This is a genomic window from Nonomuraea sp. NEAU-A123 (genome assembly GCF_018603905.1).
GTDB lineage: Bacteria > Actinomycetota > Actinomycetes > Streptosporangiales > Streptosporangiaceae > Nonomuraea.
The window spans coordinates 116,758-131,709 of sequence record NZ_JAHFZZ010000012.1 but is presented as its reverse complement, the minus strand read 5'-3'; the positions used below and the strand labels follow the sequence as shown (position 1 = coordinate 131,709).

The 14,952-nt window shown below is 69.4% G+C and carries 13 protein-coding genes; 6 read left to right on the top strand and 7 right to left on the bottom strand.

The genetic code is table 11. The features are described from left to right. Positions 1-26 precede the first annotated feature (26 nt). Genes KLK06_RS33905 through KLK06_RS33895 form a run of 3 tightly spaced genes read left to right on the top strand, consistent with a single transcriptional unit; the run spans position 27 to position 3,423 of the window. A complete protein-coding gene (locus KLK06_RS33905; protein WP_214639672.1) occupies positions 27-1,298 on the top strand; it encodes an MFS transporter in 1,272 nt (423 codons plus the stop codon). Continuing rightward, entirely contained in the window at positions 1,295-2,293 is a 999-nt protein-coding gene (locus KLK06_RS33900) for an alpha/beta fold hydrolase (protein ID WP_214639671.1), read from the top strand. Before KLK06_RS33905 ends, KLK06_RS33900 begins: the two co-directional genes overlap by 4 nt. Beyond that, entirely contained in the window at positions 2,293-3,423 is a 1,131-nt protein-coding gene (locus tag KLK06_RS33895) for a tannase/feruloyl esterase family alpha/beta hydrolase (RefSeq protein ID WP_214639670.1), read from the top strand. Before KLK06_RS33900 ends, KLK06_RS33895 begins: the two co-directional genes overlap by 1 nt. Here KLK06_RS33895 and KLK06_RS33890 read toward each other — a convergent pair. Next, complete coding sequence (locus KLK06_RS33890; protein ID WP_214639669.1) at positions 3,413-5,410, bottom strand: glycosyltransferase family 2 protein; 1,998 nt, start codon at positions 5,408-5,410, stop codon at positions 3,413-3,415. The genes KLK06_RS33895 and KLK06_RS33890 overlap by 11 nt on opposite strands. Before the next feature lie 70 nt (positions 5,411-5,480). Then, positions 5,481-6,104, bottom strand: a complete 624-nt coding sequence (locus KLK06_RS33885; RefSeq protein WP_308168563.1) for a lytic transglycosylase domain-containing protein — start codon at positions 6,102-6,104, stop codon at positions 5,481-5,483. Positions 6,105-6,465: 361 nt separating this feature from the next. Between KLK06_RS33885 and KLK06_RS33880 the strand changes: the two genes are divergently transcribed. The 3 genes from KLK06_RS33880 to KLK06_RS33870 are packed head-to-tail and all read left to right on the top strand — an operon-like array spanning position 6,466 to position 9,054. Beyond that, a complete protein-coding gene (locus KLK06_RS33880) occupies positions 6,466-7,140 on the top strand; it encodes a response regulator transcription factor (protein ID WP_214639668.1) in 675 nt (224 codons plus the stop codon). Beyond that, a complete protein-coding gene (locus tag KLK06_RS33875; RefSeq protein ID WP_214639667.1) occupies positions 7,137-8,549 on the top strand; it encodes a HAMP domain-containing sensor histidine kinase in 1,413 nt (470 codons plus the stop codon). The genes KLK06_RS33880 and KLK06_RS33875 overlap by 4 nt, the downstream gene beginning before the upstream one ends. Further along, the gene (locus KLK06_RS33870) at positions 8,542-9,054 is read left to right on the top strand and encodes a hypothetical protein (RefSeq protein WP_214639666.1); all 513 of its coding nucleotides are present in this window, start codon (positions 8,542-8,544) and stop codon (positions 9,052-9,054) included. Before KLK06_RS33875 ends, KLK06_RS33870 begins: the two co-directional genes overlap by 8 nt. A 9-nt stretch (positions 9,055-9,063) precedes the next feature. Here KLK06_RS33870 and KLK06_RS33865 read toward each other — a convergent pair whose 3' ends face one another. The 5 genes from KLK06_RS33865 to KLK06_RS33845 all read right to left on the bottom strand — a co-directional run bounded on the left by KLK06_RS33865 (position 9,064) and on the right by KLK06_RS33845 (position 14,705). After that, a complete protein-coding gene (locus KLK06_RS33865; RefSeq protein ID WP_308168562.1) occupies positions 9,064-10,383 on the bottom strand; it encodes a PhoH family protein in 1,320 nt (439 codons plus the stop codon). Between the two features lie 207 nt (positions 10,384-10,590). Then, positions 10,591-11,352 (bottom strand): isoprenyl transferase, encoded by a 762-nt coding sequence (locus KLK06_RS33860; protein WP_214639665.1) that lies wholly within the window; start codon positions 11,350-11,352, stop codon positions 10,591-10,593. A gap of 54 nt (positions 11,353-11,406) precedes the next feature. Beyond that, entirely contained in the window at positions 11,407-11,970 is a 564-nt protein-coding gene (locus tag KLK06_RS33855; protein ID WP_214639664.1) for a hypothetical protein, read from the bottom strand. 19 nt (positions 11,971-11,989) lie between these two features. Further along, on the bottom strand, positions 11,990-12,823 hold the full coding sequence (locus KLK06_RS33850) for an amidohydrolase (RefSeq protein ID WP_214639663.1): 834 nt from the start codon (positions 12,821-12,823) through the stop codon (positions 11,990-11,992). Positions 12,824-12,911: 88 nt separating this feature from the next. Beyond that, positions 12,912-14,705, bottom strand: coding sequence for a phosphoenolpyruvate carboxykinase (GTP) (locus KLK06_RS33845; protein ID WP_214639662.1), 1,794 nt, complete (start codon positions 14,703-14,705; stop codon positions 12,912-12,914). Positions 14,706-14,952: the final 247 nt, after the last annotated feature.

The following is a 14,952-nucleotide window of genomic DNA, read 5'->3' as shown; positions in this document are numbered from 1 at the left end:
CGCCGGTCACTCCCTAGCGTGACGGCATGGCCACTTCCATCAAGAAGATCGTCGCCGCGAGCCTGATCGGCACCACCATCGAGTGGTACGACTTCTTCCTGTACGGCTCGGCAGCCGCTCTCGTCTTCAACAAGCTCTTCTTCCCCAACGCCGACCCCCTGACCGGGACGCTCCTCGCGTTCCTCACCTACGCCGTCGGGTTCGTCGCCCGCCCGCTCGGCGGCCTGATCTTCGGCCACTTCGGCGACCGGCTCGGCCGTAAGCGGCTGCTGGTGGTCAGCCTGCTGCTGATGGGCGCCGCCACGTTCCTGATCGGCTGTCTGCCGACGTACGCGGGCGTGGGCGCCGCCGCGCCGCTGCTGCTGACCCTGCTCCGGCTGGTGCAGGGCTTCGCGCTGGGCGGCGAGTGGGGCGGCGCGGTGCTGATCGTCTCCGAGCACGGCGACGCGGCGCGGCGCGGCTTCTGGGCCTCCTGGCCGCAGGCGGGCGCGCCGGGCGGCAACCTGCTGGCCACCGGCGTGCTGGCGATCCTGGCCGCCTGGCAGTCGGACGAGGCGTTCCTGGCGTGGGGCTGGCGGGTGCCGTTCCTGCTGTCGGGCGTGCTGGTGCTGATCGGCCTGTGGATCCGGCTGTCGATCACCGAGTCGCCGGTGTTCCAGCAGGCCGAGCCGGAGGAGACGGCGCCGATCATCGGCGTGCTGCGCCACCACTGGCGGGACGTCCTCACCGCGATCGGCGCCCGGCTGGCGGAGAACATCTCCTTCTACCTCCTCACGGTCTTCGTCATCACCTACGCGAAGGCCAACAAGATCGAGAACTCCACCGTGCTCAACGCCGTGCTGATCGCCTCGGCCATCCACTTCGTCACGATCCCGATGTGGGGCGCGCTGTCGGACCGGATCGGCCGCCGCCCGATGTACCTGGCCGGGGCCGCCGGCATCGGGCTGTGGATCTTCGCGTTCTTCCCGCTCATCAACACCGGCAACTTCCTGGCCATCACGCTCGCCATCACCGTGGGCCTGCTCTTCCACGGCATGATGTACGGCCCGCAAGCGGCCTTCTTCGCCGAGCTGTTCGGCACCAGAATGCGCTACACCGGGGTGTCGATCGGCGCCCAGTTGTCGGCGATCGTGGCCGGGGCACTGGCCCCGATCATCGCGGTCGCGCTGCTGAAGAGCTACGGCAGCAGCCTGCCGATCTCCATCTACCTCGGCCTGGCGGCCGTCCTCACCCTGGTCGCGGTCTTCGCCGCCAGGGAGACCCAGGGCCGCGACCTGGCCGAGAAGGTGCACGTATGAAGGTCACCACGCCGAGGCTCACCCAGCACGTCCTGACCGTGGCAGGCAGGGAGACCGGCGAGCCCGTGCTGTTCGTCCACGGCAACGTCTCGTCGAGCGCGTTCTGGCGGGACACCATGGCCGCCCTGCCGGAGGCGTACCGGCCGCTCGCGGTGGACCTGCGCGGGTTCGGCGAGACCGACGCCGAGCCCGTGGACGCCACGCGGGGCCTGCGCGACTACTCCGACGACCTGATCGAGCTGATCGGCCGGCTGGGCCTGGAGCGGGTCCACCTGGTCGGCTGGAGCATGGGCGGCGGCATCGTCCTGCAACTGCTGCGCGACCGTCCCACGATGGTCGGCAGCCTCACGCTGGTGAACCCCGTCTCCCCGTACGGCTTCGGCGGCACGGAGGGCGCGGACGGCAGGCTCACCCACCCGGACGGCACGGGAGCGGGGGCCGGGGGCGCCAATCCGGACTTCGTGTCCCGCCTGAAGGCGGGCGACATGTCGGAGGAATCCCCGACGTCCCCTCGCTCGGTGTTCCGGGCCACGTACGTGAAGAACCCCGTGCCCGACGAGGACTTCTACCTCCGCTCCATGCTCACCACCCGGGTCGGCGAGGCCAACTACCCGGGCGACCCCGTCGGGTCGGCGCGGTGGCCGGGCGTGGCGCCGGGCAAGCACGGCGTGCTCAACGCCATGGCCCCCACCCACTTCCGGATCGACGACCTGCACGAGATCGCCCCCAAGCCGCCCATCCTGTGGATCAGGGGCGCCGACGACGTGATCGTCTCCGACACCTCGCTGTTCGACCTCGCCCACCTCGGCGCGCTGGGCGTGGTGCCCGGCTCGCCCGGCGCCACCGCGCAGCCCATGGTGACCCAGACCAGGGCCGTGCTCGACCGCTACGGCCGTTACCGGGAGGCCGTGCTCGACGAGTGCGGCCACAGCCCGCACCTGGAGCGACCCGCCGACTTCCAGCGCCTGCTGGCCGACCATCTCGCGGAGTCCTGATGATCGTCGCGTTAACCCTGGTGGCGAGCCTGCTGACCCCCGGCCAGGACCCCACGGTGCCCGGCGCCGAGTACACGGTCAGCGCCCGCCTGGACGACCTGACCACCGCGGGCACCGTCGCGACGGGTCACACCGACCCGGCCGACTGGGCCGGGCTGCACTCGGCGGCCACCGTCAACCCCACCGGCGTCCCCGGCGTCCAGATCGACGGCTACTTCCCCGACACCTCCGCCACCAACACCAACCACGGCTGGAACCACGACTCCCAGTTCGTCATCAGGCTGCCCGAGAACTGGAACGGCGGCCTGGTCGTCACCGGCACGCCGGGCAACAGGGAGCAGTACGCCAACGACTTCACGATCTCCGACTGGGTGCTGTCGAAGGGCTACGCGTTCGCCGCCACGGACAAGGGCAACACCGGCCCGCAGTTCTACACCGACGGCCGGCAGCCGGGGGACGCGATCGCCGAGTGGAACGAACGCGTCACCCAGCTCACGGTGGCCGCCAAGGCCGTGGTCAGGCAGCGGTACGGCCGGCCGCCCCGGCGCACGTTCATGGCCGGCATCTCCAACGGCGGCTACCTCGTCCGCTGGCAGTTGGAGAACCGCGGCCGGCTCTACGACGGCGGCGTCGACTGGGAGGGCACGCTCTGGCGGGTCAAGGGCGACAACCTGCTCAACTTCCTGCCCCAGGCGCTGAAGGGGTCTCCGGAGCAGGCGGGCTTCGCCGCGGGCTCGGAGTTCCTGTGGCCCTTCCACCGGCAGTACTACTGGGAGCTCACCCAGCAGCTCTACCAGAAGGAGCTCGACCCGTCCTACGAAGGCGCCCCGGCGGACTACGACTACGACGCGCGCAAGCCGTACGCGGCCGTCGCCAAGATCGCGCTGACCGGCCGGATCACCAAGCCGCTCATCACCATCCACGGCACGCTCGACTCGCTGCTGCCGATCTCACGCGACTCCGACGTCTACGCCAAGATGGTCGGCCCGCACCGGCCGTTCCGCTACCACCGGGTCGAGGGCGGCAACCACCTCGACGGTCTGGTGGACGTCTACCCCGGCAAGCTGAAGCCCCTCTTGCCGGTCTTCAGGGAGTCCTTCACCGAGCTGGAGGACTGGGTCAGTCCCTGAGGTAGCGATGCTTGCCCGCGCGCGCCAGACGCACCATGTGCCGCGCGCCGGGCAGGCGGCGGCCGAGCCGGTACAGCAGCGTGTCCCCGCCCATCGGTGAGCGCCGCTCGGGATCCATGGCCGCCGACGGCCGCACCTCGATCCTGCCCCTGCGTACCTCCAGCCCGAACCGCAGGCCGGTCTCGTCCTCGGCGGTGCGCAGTGAGGAGAGCCAGGCGCCGGGTCCGAGGCTGTCCCTGCCCGGCAGCATCCGTTTGACCGGCACCTTGGCCACCAGCTGCCCGGCGATCTTGCCCGGCACACCCGGCTCGACCAGCGCGGGTGCGGACACCTCGCGTGGCCGGCGCGAGGTGTTGCGCAGCACCAGCTCCAGCGCGGGGCCGCCGCTCGGCGGCACGTACGGCACGGGCAGCACGACGTACAGGTGCCCCTCCTGCCGCCTGATGGTCACGCCCGGCGACACCAGCGCGATCGACTCCGAGAACGAGCGCGGCTCGATGGCCAGCCCGAGCTCGCCCGCGTCGGTCCAGCACGGCACCACCAGGCGCATCCTGGGCTGCTGGGCGAGCACGCCGAGGCAGTTGAGCGGGCCGTCCGGGCGGCGGACCCGGCTCCTGGCCTGGTGCGCGCCGCCGAACATGCGGACGTGCACCTCCCACTGGCCGGCCTTGAGCGGCTCGCCGAGCGCCGCCGCGGTCACGTCGACCCTGGCCTCGCCGACGATCTGGATGCGGACGTGGCGGCGCCCGTCCGGGACCCGTTCGACCCGGTAGGCGACCGGCAGGTAGTGGATGACGCCCGTCTCGCTGTGCCGTACGTACACCTCGATGCGGGCGCGCTCGACGGCGCCGGTGACGTCCGTGACGCTGTCGGGCAGCAGCTTGGCGTCGACCGAGCGGGGCGCCTGCCACAGCAGGCGCTCGCCGTTCGTCCGGAACCTGGCCGGCCCCCCGTCGCCGCCCAGGACCTCCACGGAGAGCCCGAGCACCAGCACCTGCGCGTCCCAGCGGACCTCGCTCAGGTCCGCGCGCAGCCCGGCCCGCTTGGAGGAGTTGGCCAGGACGACGAGCTGATCCAGCCGTCCGGCGCGGACGAAGGCGGCCACGACCCGCAGTTGGACGGGCAGGTACTGGTCGAGGCGCTCGGGGAAGCTGTCGAGCACGAGCTGCCTGATCAGCCTGAAGTGCATGCCCCGGTCCACGGACGACGCGGCGAACCGGCTGGTCAGCAGCGGCTTGAGCACGGTGGTGCGGAACCAGTGGCCATACATGCGGTCGCGCTGGCGGCCGTCGCCCACGTAGGCGTCGATGGCGGCGAGCAGCGTCCGGAGCTCGGCCACGGCGGCGCGCGGGTCCTCCTCGGGCTCGTCGCGCTCGCCGATGTGACAGCAGATCTGATCGGCCAGCACGGCGACGACCTTGGCCTGCAAGTAGGCCCGGACCGAGAACGCCTGCTCGGCCACCTGCCCGCCGGGCACGGGAAAGCCCAGCTCGTGCTCCTCCAGGAAGGCGCGGCGGTAGAGCTTGTGCGGCGTGAGCAGGCTGAGCAGCCGGTCGCGCAGCAGGTCGGCACGTCCCCGGTTGCGTACGAACGCGGTCACCGGCGGCCCCGTGTCCCGCACCAGGCGGCCGACCAGGACGTCGGCGTCGGTCTCGACGGCCCGTTCGTACATGCTGAGCAGCGCGTCGCGCTCCAGCCGGTCGCCCTGCTCCATCAGGTAGACGTAGTCGCCCTTGGCGGCGGCCATGCCGACGTTGCGTCCCCGCATCGGTGAGCCGGTGTGCGGAAGGTGCAGCACGCGGACGTTCCTGCGGACGGCGGCGACCGTGTCGAGCCGCTCGGCGATCCCGTCCATGGAGCCGTCGTCCACGAAGATCACTTCATAGTCGTCCGCGGGCATGCTCTGCTCCAGGACGGAGCGGATGCACGAGTCTGCACGGCTTCCCGGGTTGTGGACACTGACGATCACGCTGACCTTCACACCCATGCGGCCAGCGTGCGCCGGGCCCTCTCATCGGGCGTGGCGGCTTGCCGATTACAGAGGGAAAGATGGTCTGTTAATACCATCCCGTGGCCTGCGAGTGCCCCCAGGCGCCGCAGGGCGTGCCGTAGCGGCCCTTGATATAGCCGAGACCCCATTTGATCTGGGTGGCGGCGTTGGTCTGCCAGTCGCCGCCCGCGCTGGCCATCTTGCTGCCGGGCAGGGACTGCGGGATGCCGTAGGCGCCGGAGTAGCGGTTCATCGCCCGCTCGTTCCAGCCGCTCTCCTTCTGCCAGAGCCGCTCCAGGCAGCCCCACTGGTCGGCGCCGAAGCCGGCTCCGGACATCATCTGCTTGGCGACGGACTTGTTGCTGCCGGGTGAGGGGTTGCTGCCCGGCGGGAAGTCGGCGGCCGGGAACCCGTCGCCGCCCGGAGCCTTCTTCTTGACCTCGACCCAGTCGAGGTCGGACTTGGTGTCCTTGCGGCCTTCCTTGAGCTTCTTCGCCTGGTACGCCTTGACCCCCGCCTCCTTGAGCGCGTCACTCTCGGGGTCGGGCGCGTAGAGGTCGCCGCTGGCGATCCGGCCGAAGTCCTCCGCCGAGATCGGCGTGGGCGGCGTGTTGGCGTTCTGGATCGCTCGGTTGGCGACGAAAGCACCGCCACCACCGACGATCACGACGGACAACCCGATGACCGCCACGCGCTTCGCCTTCTGCGCGGACGAACGGGCCGGTCGGCGCGCCGAGGGGGAGGTTTCCGACGCGGGACGCTCACTCAACTGCGGACCAGGGCTCACGACCCATGAGCTTGCCCTGTCATGGGGGGTGGTCCGCAACCGAAACGGGACATCTGGTTGGCGCCGCATTTACTAACGGGCTGGTTGGCGGCCAATTTCCCCGAACGTGTGATATTCCTCACATCCTCGGCCCGCCCCTCGGGCGCCCGTCACCGAAGGGAGGGCCGCTTTAAGCGTCCCCTGTGTTGTTTGTAGTCCTGTGCGCGCCATGTCACAGTTTCATGACGGAACGCAAGGACCCTCAGCATGGAAGAATAATGTTCGCGTGGCTGGCATCCTCCTCGTCGAAGACGATCCCTCCGTCCGCATGGCTCTAGAGCTGGCGCTGACCAGGCAGGGGCACTCCGTTACGTCTTACGCGACCGGCGAGGAAGCACTCGACCACGTCAGGTCCCGCCGTCCCGAGATCGCCATCCTCGACGTCATGCTGCCCGGCATCGACGGGGTCGAGGTGTGCCGGCGCATCCGCCGGCTCGACCAGCTCCCGGTCATCCTGCTCACCGCGCGCGGCGACGACCTGGACGTGGTGGTCGGGCTGGAGGCGGGCGCCGACGACTATGTGGTCAAGCCGGTCGAGCCGCGGGTCCTGGACGCGCGCATCCGCGCCATCCTGCGCCGGGCCGAGTCCGCCGCCTCCGACCGGATCTCCTTCGGCGACCTCATGATCGACCGGGGCGCGCTGAAGGTCACGCTGGCCAGCAAGGAGATCCACCTGACCCCGACCGAGCTGCGGCTGCTGCTGGAGCTCGTCCGGCATCCCGGCCAGGTCCTCAACCGCCGCTACCTGCTGCGGGCCGTCTGGGACCACACGCACGTGGCCGACTCGCGGCTGGTCGACGCCTGCGTGCAGCGGGTGCGCGCGAAGATCGAGCCGAAGCCGGCGGAGCCGGTGTTCATCCACACCGTGCGCGGGTTCGGTTACCGGTTCAGTCCTCCGTGAGACCGCTGCCCACCGGGCTGCGCGCGCGCCTGGTCATCACGTTCACCCTGGTCGCCGTCACCGCCTCCTTCCTCGTCGCGACGATCGGCTTCGAGCTGGCCAAGTCGGCGCTCGTCAAACGGGCCGAGGACACCTCCATCGACCTGGTGACCAGAGAACTGGGCCGCATCACCTTCCCGGTAGGCACGCTCAGGCAGGGCGAGGCCCCGCCCACCACCAAGAACCTGGAGAACGTCGCCCAGTCGCTCAACGGACCCGGCCGCAGCGTCGTAGTCGAGTACAAGAACCTGACGTACGCCGAGGGCCCGCTCAACATGAACGACGTGCCCAACGAGCTGTACGGCCGGGCCAAGCGGAACGTCGTCACCCAGCGCAAGCTCATCCACGACGAGCTCTGGCTCGTCGTCGGCGCCGAGGTCTACCGCGAGACCGGCACCGAACCCGAGGCCACCGGTCTGCGGGCCTTCGTGTTCTTCCCGCTGCGCGACGACGAGCGCGAGCTGGCCACGCTGAAGGGCAAGCTCACCCAGGGCGGCGTGGTCATCCTGCTGATCGCCCTGGTCGTGGCCCTGCTGTCGGCCAGGCAGGTGCTGCTGCCCGTCAGGCGGCTCAGCGCCGCCGCGCAGGCGCTCGGCCAGGGCCGCCTCGACACGCGCCTGCCCGTGCACGGTCAGGACGAGCTGGCCGAGCTCACCTCCAGGTTCAACGACGCGGCGGCGGCGCTGGAGCTCAGCGTGTCGGAGCTGCGCTCGCTGGAGGCGCTGTCGCGCCGGTTCGTCGCCGACGTCTCGCATGAGCTGCGCACCCCGCTCACCGCGATGACCGCCGTGGCCGACATGCTCTCCGAGGAGGCCGAGCGCCTGCCCAGCGCGCCCGCGGAGGCGGTACGGCTGGTGCTGCGGGAGATCGAGCGGCTGCGCGGGCTGGTCGAGCATCTCATCGAGATCAGCCGCTTCGACGCCGGCACCGCGACGCTCAACCTGGAACCGGTCAACGTGGCCGACGCCATCTTCGACTGCCTGGAGGTACGCGGCTGGGGCGAGCAGGTGGAGGTGCACGCCTCCCACATGCTGACGGTCAACCTCGACCCCAGGAGGTTCGACGTCATCGTGGCCAACCTCGTCGGCAACGCGCTCAAGCACGGGCTGCCCCCCGTGGTGGTCAACGCCAGGGCCACGAAGAACGGGCTGGAGGTCAAGGTACGCGACCACGGCAAGGGCATCCCGGCCGAGGCGATGGCCCACGTGTTCGACCGCTTCTTCAAGGCCGGCGCGGGCCGGGCGCGCAGCCAGGGCAGCGGTCTCGGCCTGGCCATCGCGCGGGCCAACGTGCACCTGCACGGCGGCACGATCTCGGTGCGCCGGCAGGATCCGGGCACGCTCTTCACGGTCTGGCTTCCCCATGGCTGACCGTCGCGCCCTCGCCGCCGCCCTCCTCGCCCTCCTGGCGGTGTCCGCCTGCGGCATCTCCCCCACAGACGTCGAGGTACGGGCCACGCCGCCGGTCATCGAGGTGCCGCCGCCCTCGAAGACGATCTACCTGCTCAAGAACGGCAAGCTGACGCTGGAGCCGGCCGACGTCGACTCCGACACGGTCAGCAGCCTGCTCACCGCCCTGTTCGACGCCTCCACCATGCCGCTCGGCGACCGGGACACCGCCCTGCGCGGCTTCACCTTCGAGCGCATCGAGGACTCGCTCAACCCCATCCAGCGCGACGAGGTCCAGCTACCGCGGACCTCGACGCTGACCGTCTTCGTCAGGGGCGAGGGCACGCTCAGCAGGCTGGCCAAGGCCCAGATCGTCTGTACGGCCCAGCAGGACGCGGCGTTCGAGCAGGTCAAGATCATCCACGTATACCCAGAGAACCGCCCCTCCAAGACGGAGGGACGGTTCATCTGCGGCGAACTGAAGTGATCTGTCGAGCTAGAGGGTGATGTCCTCCAGCATCTCCGTCACCAGCGCGGCGATCGGGGAGCGCTCCGACCTGGTCAGCGTGACGTGCGCGAACAGCGGATGGCCCTTCAGCTTCTCCACCACCGCCACCACGCCGTCGTGCCTGCCGACCCGCAGGTTGTCACGCTGGGCGATGTCGTGGGTGAGCACCACCCGGGAGTTGGCGCCGATCCTGCTCAGCACGGTCAGCAGCACCCCGCGTTCCAGTGACTGGGCCTCGTCCACGATCACGAACGCGTCGTGCAGCGAGCGGCCGCGGATGTGCGTGAGCGGCAGCACCTCCAGCATGCCGCGGTCGAGCACCTCCTCGATCACCTCGGGAGAGCTGATCGCCCCCAGGGTGTCGAAGACCGCCTGCGCCCACGGCCCCATCTTCTCGCCCTCGGAGCCGGGCAGGTAGCCGAGCTCCTGGCCGCCCACGGCGTACAGCGGGCGGAAGACGACCACCTTGCGGTGCTGGCGGCGCTCCAGCACGGCCTCCAGGCCCGCGCAGAGTGCCAGCGCCGACTTGCCGGTGCCCGCGCGCCCGCCCAGCGAGACGATCCCGATCTCCGGGTCCATCAGCAGGTCGAGCGCGATGCGCTGCTCCGCGGACCGGCCGTGCAGGCCGAACACCTCCCGGTCCCCACGCACCAGGCGTACCGACTTGTCCGGCAGCACCCGGCCGAGGGCCGAGCCCTTGGCCGACAGCATCCGCAGGCCGGTGTGCGTCGGCAGGTCTCTGGCCTCCGCCAGATCAGCCGTGCCGTGCTCGAAGAGCGTCCCCACGTCTTCCGTGGTCACCTGGACCTCGGCCATCCCGGTCCAGCCCGACTCGACGACCAGCTCGGCGCGGTACTCCTCGGCTGCCAGACCGATGGAGGCGGCCTTGACCCGCATGGGCAGGTCCTTGGAGACCAGCACGACATCGCAGCCTTCGGCGGCGAGCGAGCGCGCCACCGTCAGGATGCGGGTGTCGTTGTCACCTAGTCGGAATCCGACGGGCAGGATGGATGGATCACTGTGGTTGAGCTCAACCCTGATCGTGCCTTCTCCCGTTGGCATCGGCTCGTCCAGCCGGCCGTACTGAACTCGCAGATCGTCGAGGTAGCGCAGGGCTTTCCTGGCGAAGTAGCCGAGTTCGGGGTGGTGTCGCTTGCCCTCCAGTTCGGTGATCACCACGATTGGGAGGACCACGTCGTGCTCCGCGAACCGGGTCGTGGCCGCCGGGTCCGCTAGCAGGACAGATGTGTCCAGCACGTACGTGCGCTTGGCCGGGTTGGTCGAAGGGTTGCTCGAGGACACTGCCACACGTTCTCCCCCGGGCGCCCATACGAGCGGGCACCCTGCAGACGAGGTGGGAACCGGACCGGAACCGCGTCCCCGACCACGACATGCCGGTGGCGCCGGATTCCGGCCCCCCGCGGCAGATAGTGGTGCAAGGGCGGGCCCTCTCCGGAGTGGCCGGTCTGTGACCGGACACTTCTCACGTTACGTCCTGGATACCCAGATGTCCCGTCAGGAACCGTAACGTCGATGTCTCGCGGCATAGTCGCGCAGCGCCCGCAGGAAATCCACCCTGCGGAAGTCGGGCCAGTAGGCCTCATGGAAGTAGAACTCGGAGTGAGCGCTCTGCCACAGCATGAAGCCCGACAGGCGCTGCTCGCCTGAAGTCCGGATGAGGAGGTCCGGGTCGGGTTGGCCGCGAGTGTAGAGATGCTCCGCGATGTGCTCGACATCGAGTACCTCAACGAGGTCCTCGATGCTCGCACCCTTGCTGGCGTGCTCCTGGAGGAGTGAGCGCACCGCATCGGCAATCTCACGCCTTCCTCCATACCCAACTGCAACGTTCACAATCAGGCCGGGACGGTGTGATGTGACTTCTTTTGCATTTTTCAGGACATTCGCCGTCCTGTCGGGCAGCAGGTCCAGCGCTCCGACCGGGCTGATCCGCCAGCCCGCCTCCACCAGCTCCCGCGTCACGTCCTCGATGATGCGCAGCAGCGGCTCCAGCTCTTCGCTGGGCCGGTTGAGGTTGTCGTTGGACAGCATCCAGATGGTGACCACCTCGACGCCGGTCTCGCGGCACCAGGTGACCAGCTCGGCTATCTTGTCGGCACCCTTACGGTGACCGCTGGCCACGTCGCGCATCCCCATGGCCCGGGCCCACCGCCGGTTACCGTCGATGATGACCCCGACGTGCCGGGGGACGCTGTCCTTCGACAGCTTGGTCTCCAGCCGGTGCTCGTACAGCCGGTAGACCAGATCGCGCAGGCCCACGGAGTCCTCCCCATCGGTGCCGTGCCTATGGTCGAATGACCCAACAGGCAATTATCACCGCGTTTCACCCCAGCCTGCTCCCTCAACCGGATTCCCGGGCCCTTCCCCGCCGCCGAGGCAGTCCTCCACCTCGTCGACCAGTCCGTGCACGAACGCGGCCAGCTCGGACGATGTCAGAACCGCCCGCATCCCGACTCCGCTGGAGCCCCAGGCTTCCACGAAGGCCCTGCGGGTCACCCGCCACTCACGCTTGTTCGGAAGCCAGATGGGGATCGTCCTGAGCTGGCAGCGTAGCTCCCCGCCGGTCATCGCGCCGGACCTCGCGCGATATTGGAACGAGAACAGCTCGCTGCCGCCCTCGCCCACGGGGAATCTGTCGTCGGGATCCGGCCACTTGCCCGCTTCGCCGGGTCCGGCCGGGCCCTGCCCCTCGCGCGCCCGGCTCACCCCGAGCGCCAGCCGCGCCAGCAGCCAGCCGCACCTCTCGCCGACGATCCCGTACGGCGTGCCGTCGCGGCGGAGCTCCAGAGTGATCTCGTACGGCGTGCCGACGCTGTCCGTGCACGGAATGGGCGTGACGGTCAGGTATGACCCATCGACACAGCGAAGTCCTCCCATGTCCAGAGAGTATCCGTCGCTAAACTCGGTCAAACCCGTAGAAATACCTAGCTGTGTCACCAAATACCCGATCCTTGTCGGTACCGCCGAGCAGGGCCGTGGCCACCTCCCACACCGTCCGGTAGTCGGCCGCCAGCAGCGCGACGGGCCAGTCGCTGCCGTACATCAGCCGCTCGGGCCCGAACGTCTCGACCGCGTGCTCGACGTACGGCCTGAGGTCCTCCACGGTCCAGGCCCGGTGGTCGGCCTCGGTGACCAGCCCCGAGACCTTGGCGTACACGTTGGGGCAGGCGGCGGCCCGGGTGAGCTGGGCGGCCCACGGCTCCCACTCGTGGTCCTTGATCCGCGGCTTGGACAGGTGGTCGATGACGATCTTCAGGCTCGGGTGGCGCTCGGCGAGCGTGACCACGTGGTCGAGGTGCCGCGGCAGCAGCGACGGCACGTCGAGCGTCAGCCCGGCCTCGGCCAGCAGCCCGAGTGACTCCAGCACGCTGTCTTGGACCACCCAGTCGGGGTCGGGTTCGTCGTGGATGAGGTGGCGGACACCGGCAAACTTCGGATGTCTGCGGTAGCGGCCGATGGCCTCCGCCGCCTCCGCCGGCCGGTCCAGCGGCACCCAGCCGACGACGGCGGCGATGAAGTCGTGCGCCTCGGCCTGGGCCAGCATGGCGTCGGTGTCGTCGTAGCTGTCGGCGGCCTGGACCAGGACCGTGGCCTCGATGCCGGTGACGTCGAGCTCCGGCCGCAGGTCGTCGGGTGCGTAGGTGCGGTAGAGCGGGCCGAGGTCGGGGGTCAGCCAGGTGTACCAGCCGGTGTCGACATTCCAGAAATGCTGGTGCGCATCAACCATCATCCGACAAAACCTAGGATGTTTGGATACACCAGAGCAAGAGGTCGCGCCGACCGTCACGAAGACGGCCGGCGCGGTCGGTGCCGGTGGATCAGCTCAGGCGGTCGAGCAGATCGTTGTACTCCTCCCACAGCTCCTTGGGCAGGTGCGAGCCGAACGTGTCGAAGTGGGCCGGGATCAGCGCCGCCTCCTCCCGCCACACCTCGCGGTCGACCGAGAGCAGCGTGCGCAGGTCCTCTTCCGGCAGGTCCAGGCCCTCCACGTCGAGCCTGTCCGGCAGCAGGCCGATCGGGGTGGGCACGGCCTTGGCCTCGCCGTTGAGCCGGTCCACGATCCACTTGAGCACGCGGCTGTTCTCGCCGAAGCCGGGCCAGATGAACTTGCCGTCGGCGTTCTTGCGGAACCAGTTCACGTAGTAGATGCGCGGCAGCTTGGCGTTCTTGCGGCGGCCGATCTCCAGCCAGTGGGCGAAGTAGTCGCCCATGTTGTAGCCGCAGAACGGCAGCATCGCGAACGGGTCGTAGCGCAGCTCGCCGACCTTGCCCTCGGCTGCGGCGGTCTTCTCGGAGGCGACGTTGGCTCCGAGGAAGACGCCGTGCTCCCAGCTCAGCGATTCGGTGACCAGCGGCACCGCGGTGGCGCGGCGGCCGCCGAACAGGATCGCCGAAATGGGCACGCCCTTGGGGTCCTGCCATTCGGGGGCGATGGTCGGGCACTGGGCGGCGGGTGTGGTGAAGCGCGCGTTCGGATGGGCGGCGGGCTCAGCGGACTCCGGCGTCCAGGAGCGGCCCTTCCAGTCGGTCAGGTGCGCGGGGGGCTCGGCGGTGAGCCCCTCCCACCACACGTCGCCGTTGTCGGTCAGCGCGACGTTGGTGAAGATGCTGTTGCCCCAGAGCGTCTTGACCGCGTTGGCGTTGGTGACCTCGCCGGTGCCGGGCGCGACGCCGAAGAAGCCGGCCTCGGGGTTGATGGCGTAGAGGCGGCCGTCGTCGCCGAACCGCATCCAGGCGATGTCGTCGCCGACCGTCTCGACCTTCCAGCCGGGGATCGTCGGCTGGAGCATGGCCAGGTTGGTCTTGCCGCAGGCGCTCGGGAAGGCGGCCGCGATGTAGCGGGTCTCGCCGGAGGGCGGGGTCAGCTTGAGGATGAGCATGTGCTCGGCCAGCCAGCCCTCGTCGCGGGCCATGACGCTGGCGATGCGCAGGGCGTAGCACTTCTTGCCGAGCAGCGCGTTGCCGCCGTAGCCGGACCCGTAGGACCAGATCTCGCGGGTCTCCGGGAAGTGGCTGATGTACTTGGTCGTGCTGCACGGCCACGGCACGTCGTCCTGGCCGGCCGCCAGCGGCGCGCCGACGGAGTGGACGCACTTGACGAACTCGGCGCGCTCCTCGATCAGCCGCAGCGCCCGCTCCCCCATCCGCGTCATGACCCGCATCGACACGGCCACGTACGCCGAGTCGGTGATCTCGACGCCGAGCTGGGAGATCTCGCCGCCCAGCGGGCCCATGCAGAACGGCACGACGTACATGGTCCGGCCGCGCATGCTGCCCTTGAACAGCTCGCCGAACGTCTGGCGCATCTCGGCGGGCGCGACCCAGTTGTTCGTCGGCCCGGCGTCCTCTTCGCGCTCGGAGCAGATGAACGTACGGTCCTCGACCCTGGCCACGTCGCTCGGGTCGGACTTGGCGTAGAAGCTGTTGGGCCGCTGGGCCAGGCGCGTGAACGTGCCCTGCTCGACGAGCAGGTTGGTCAGGCGCGTCCACTCCTCCTCCGAGCCATCGCACCACTCGATCCGGTCGGGCTGGGTCAATGCGGCGATCTGGTTCACCCAGGCGACCAATTCGGCATTGCTCGTCGGGGCGGGTACTTCCACGGAAACGGACACGGCTACGGCTCCTCCACTCTTCAGGCCCAAACATCATTGACGACGACGGCGGCGAAAAGCCAATTGGCATAGACCTATGCCTGGATTCCGCCGTCGCCGCAGGCTGCGGCCTCGATGATTGGGGGAGCCTACCCCGGAGAAGCGGTTTCAAAAGAAATCGACTCGCCCACCGTCCCGGCCAATGCGGCTGGTCTAAACCAATTTCGCAAGAGGTTTAGTCCATTCGCTGCCGAGTTTCTCCTGCGTA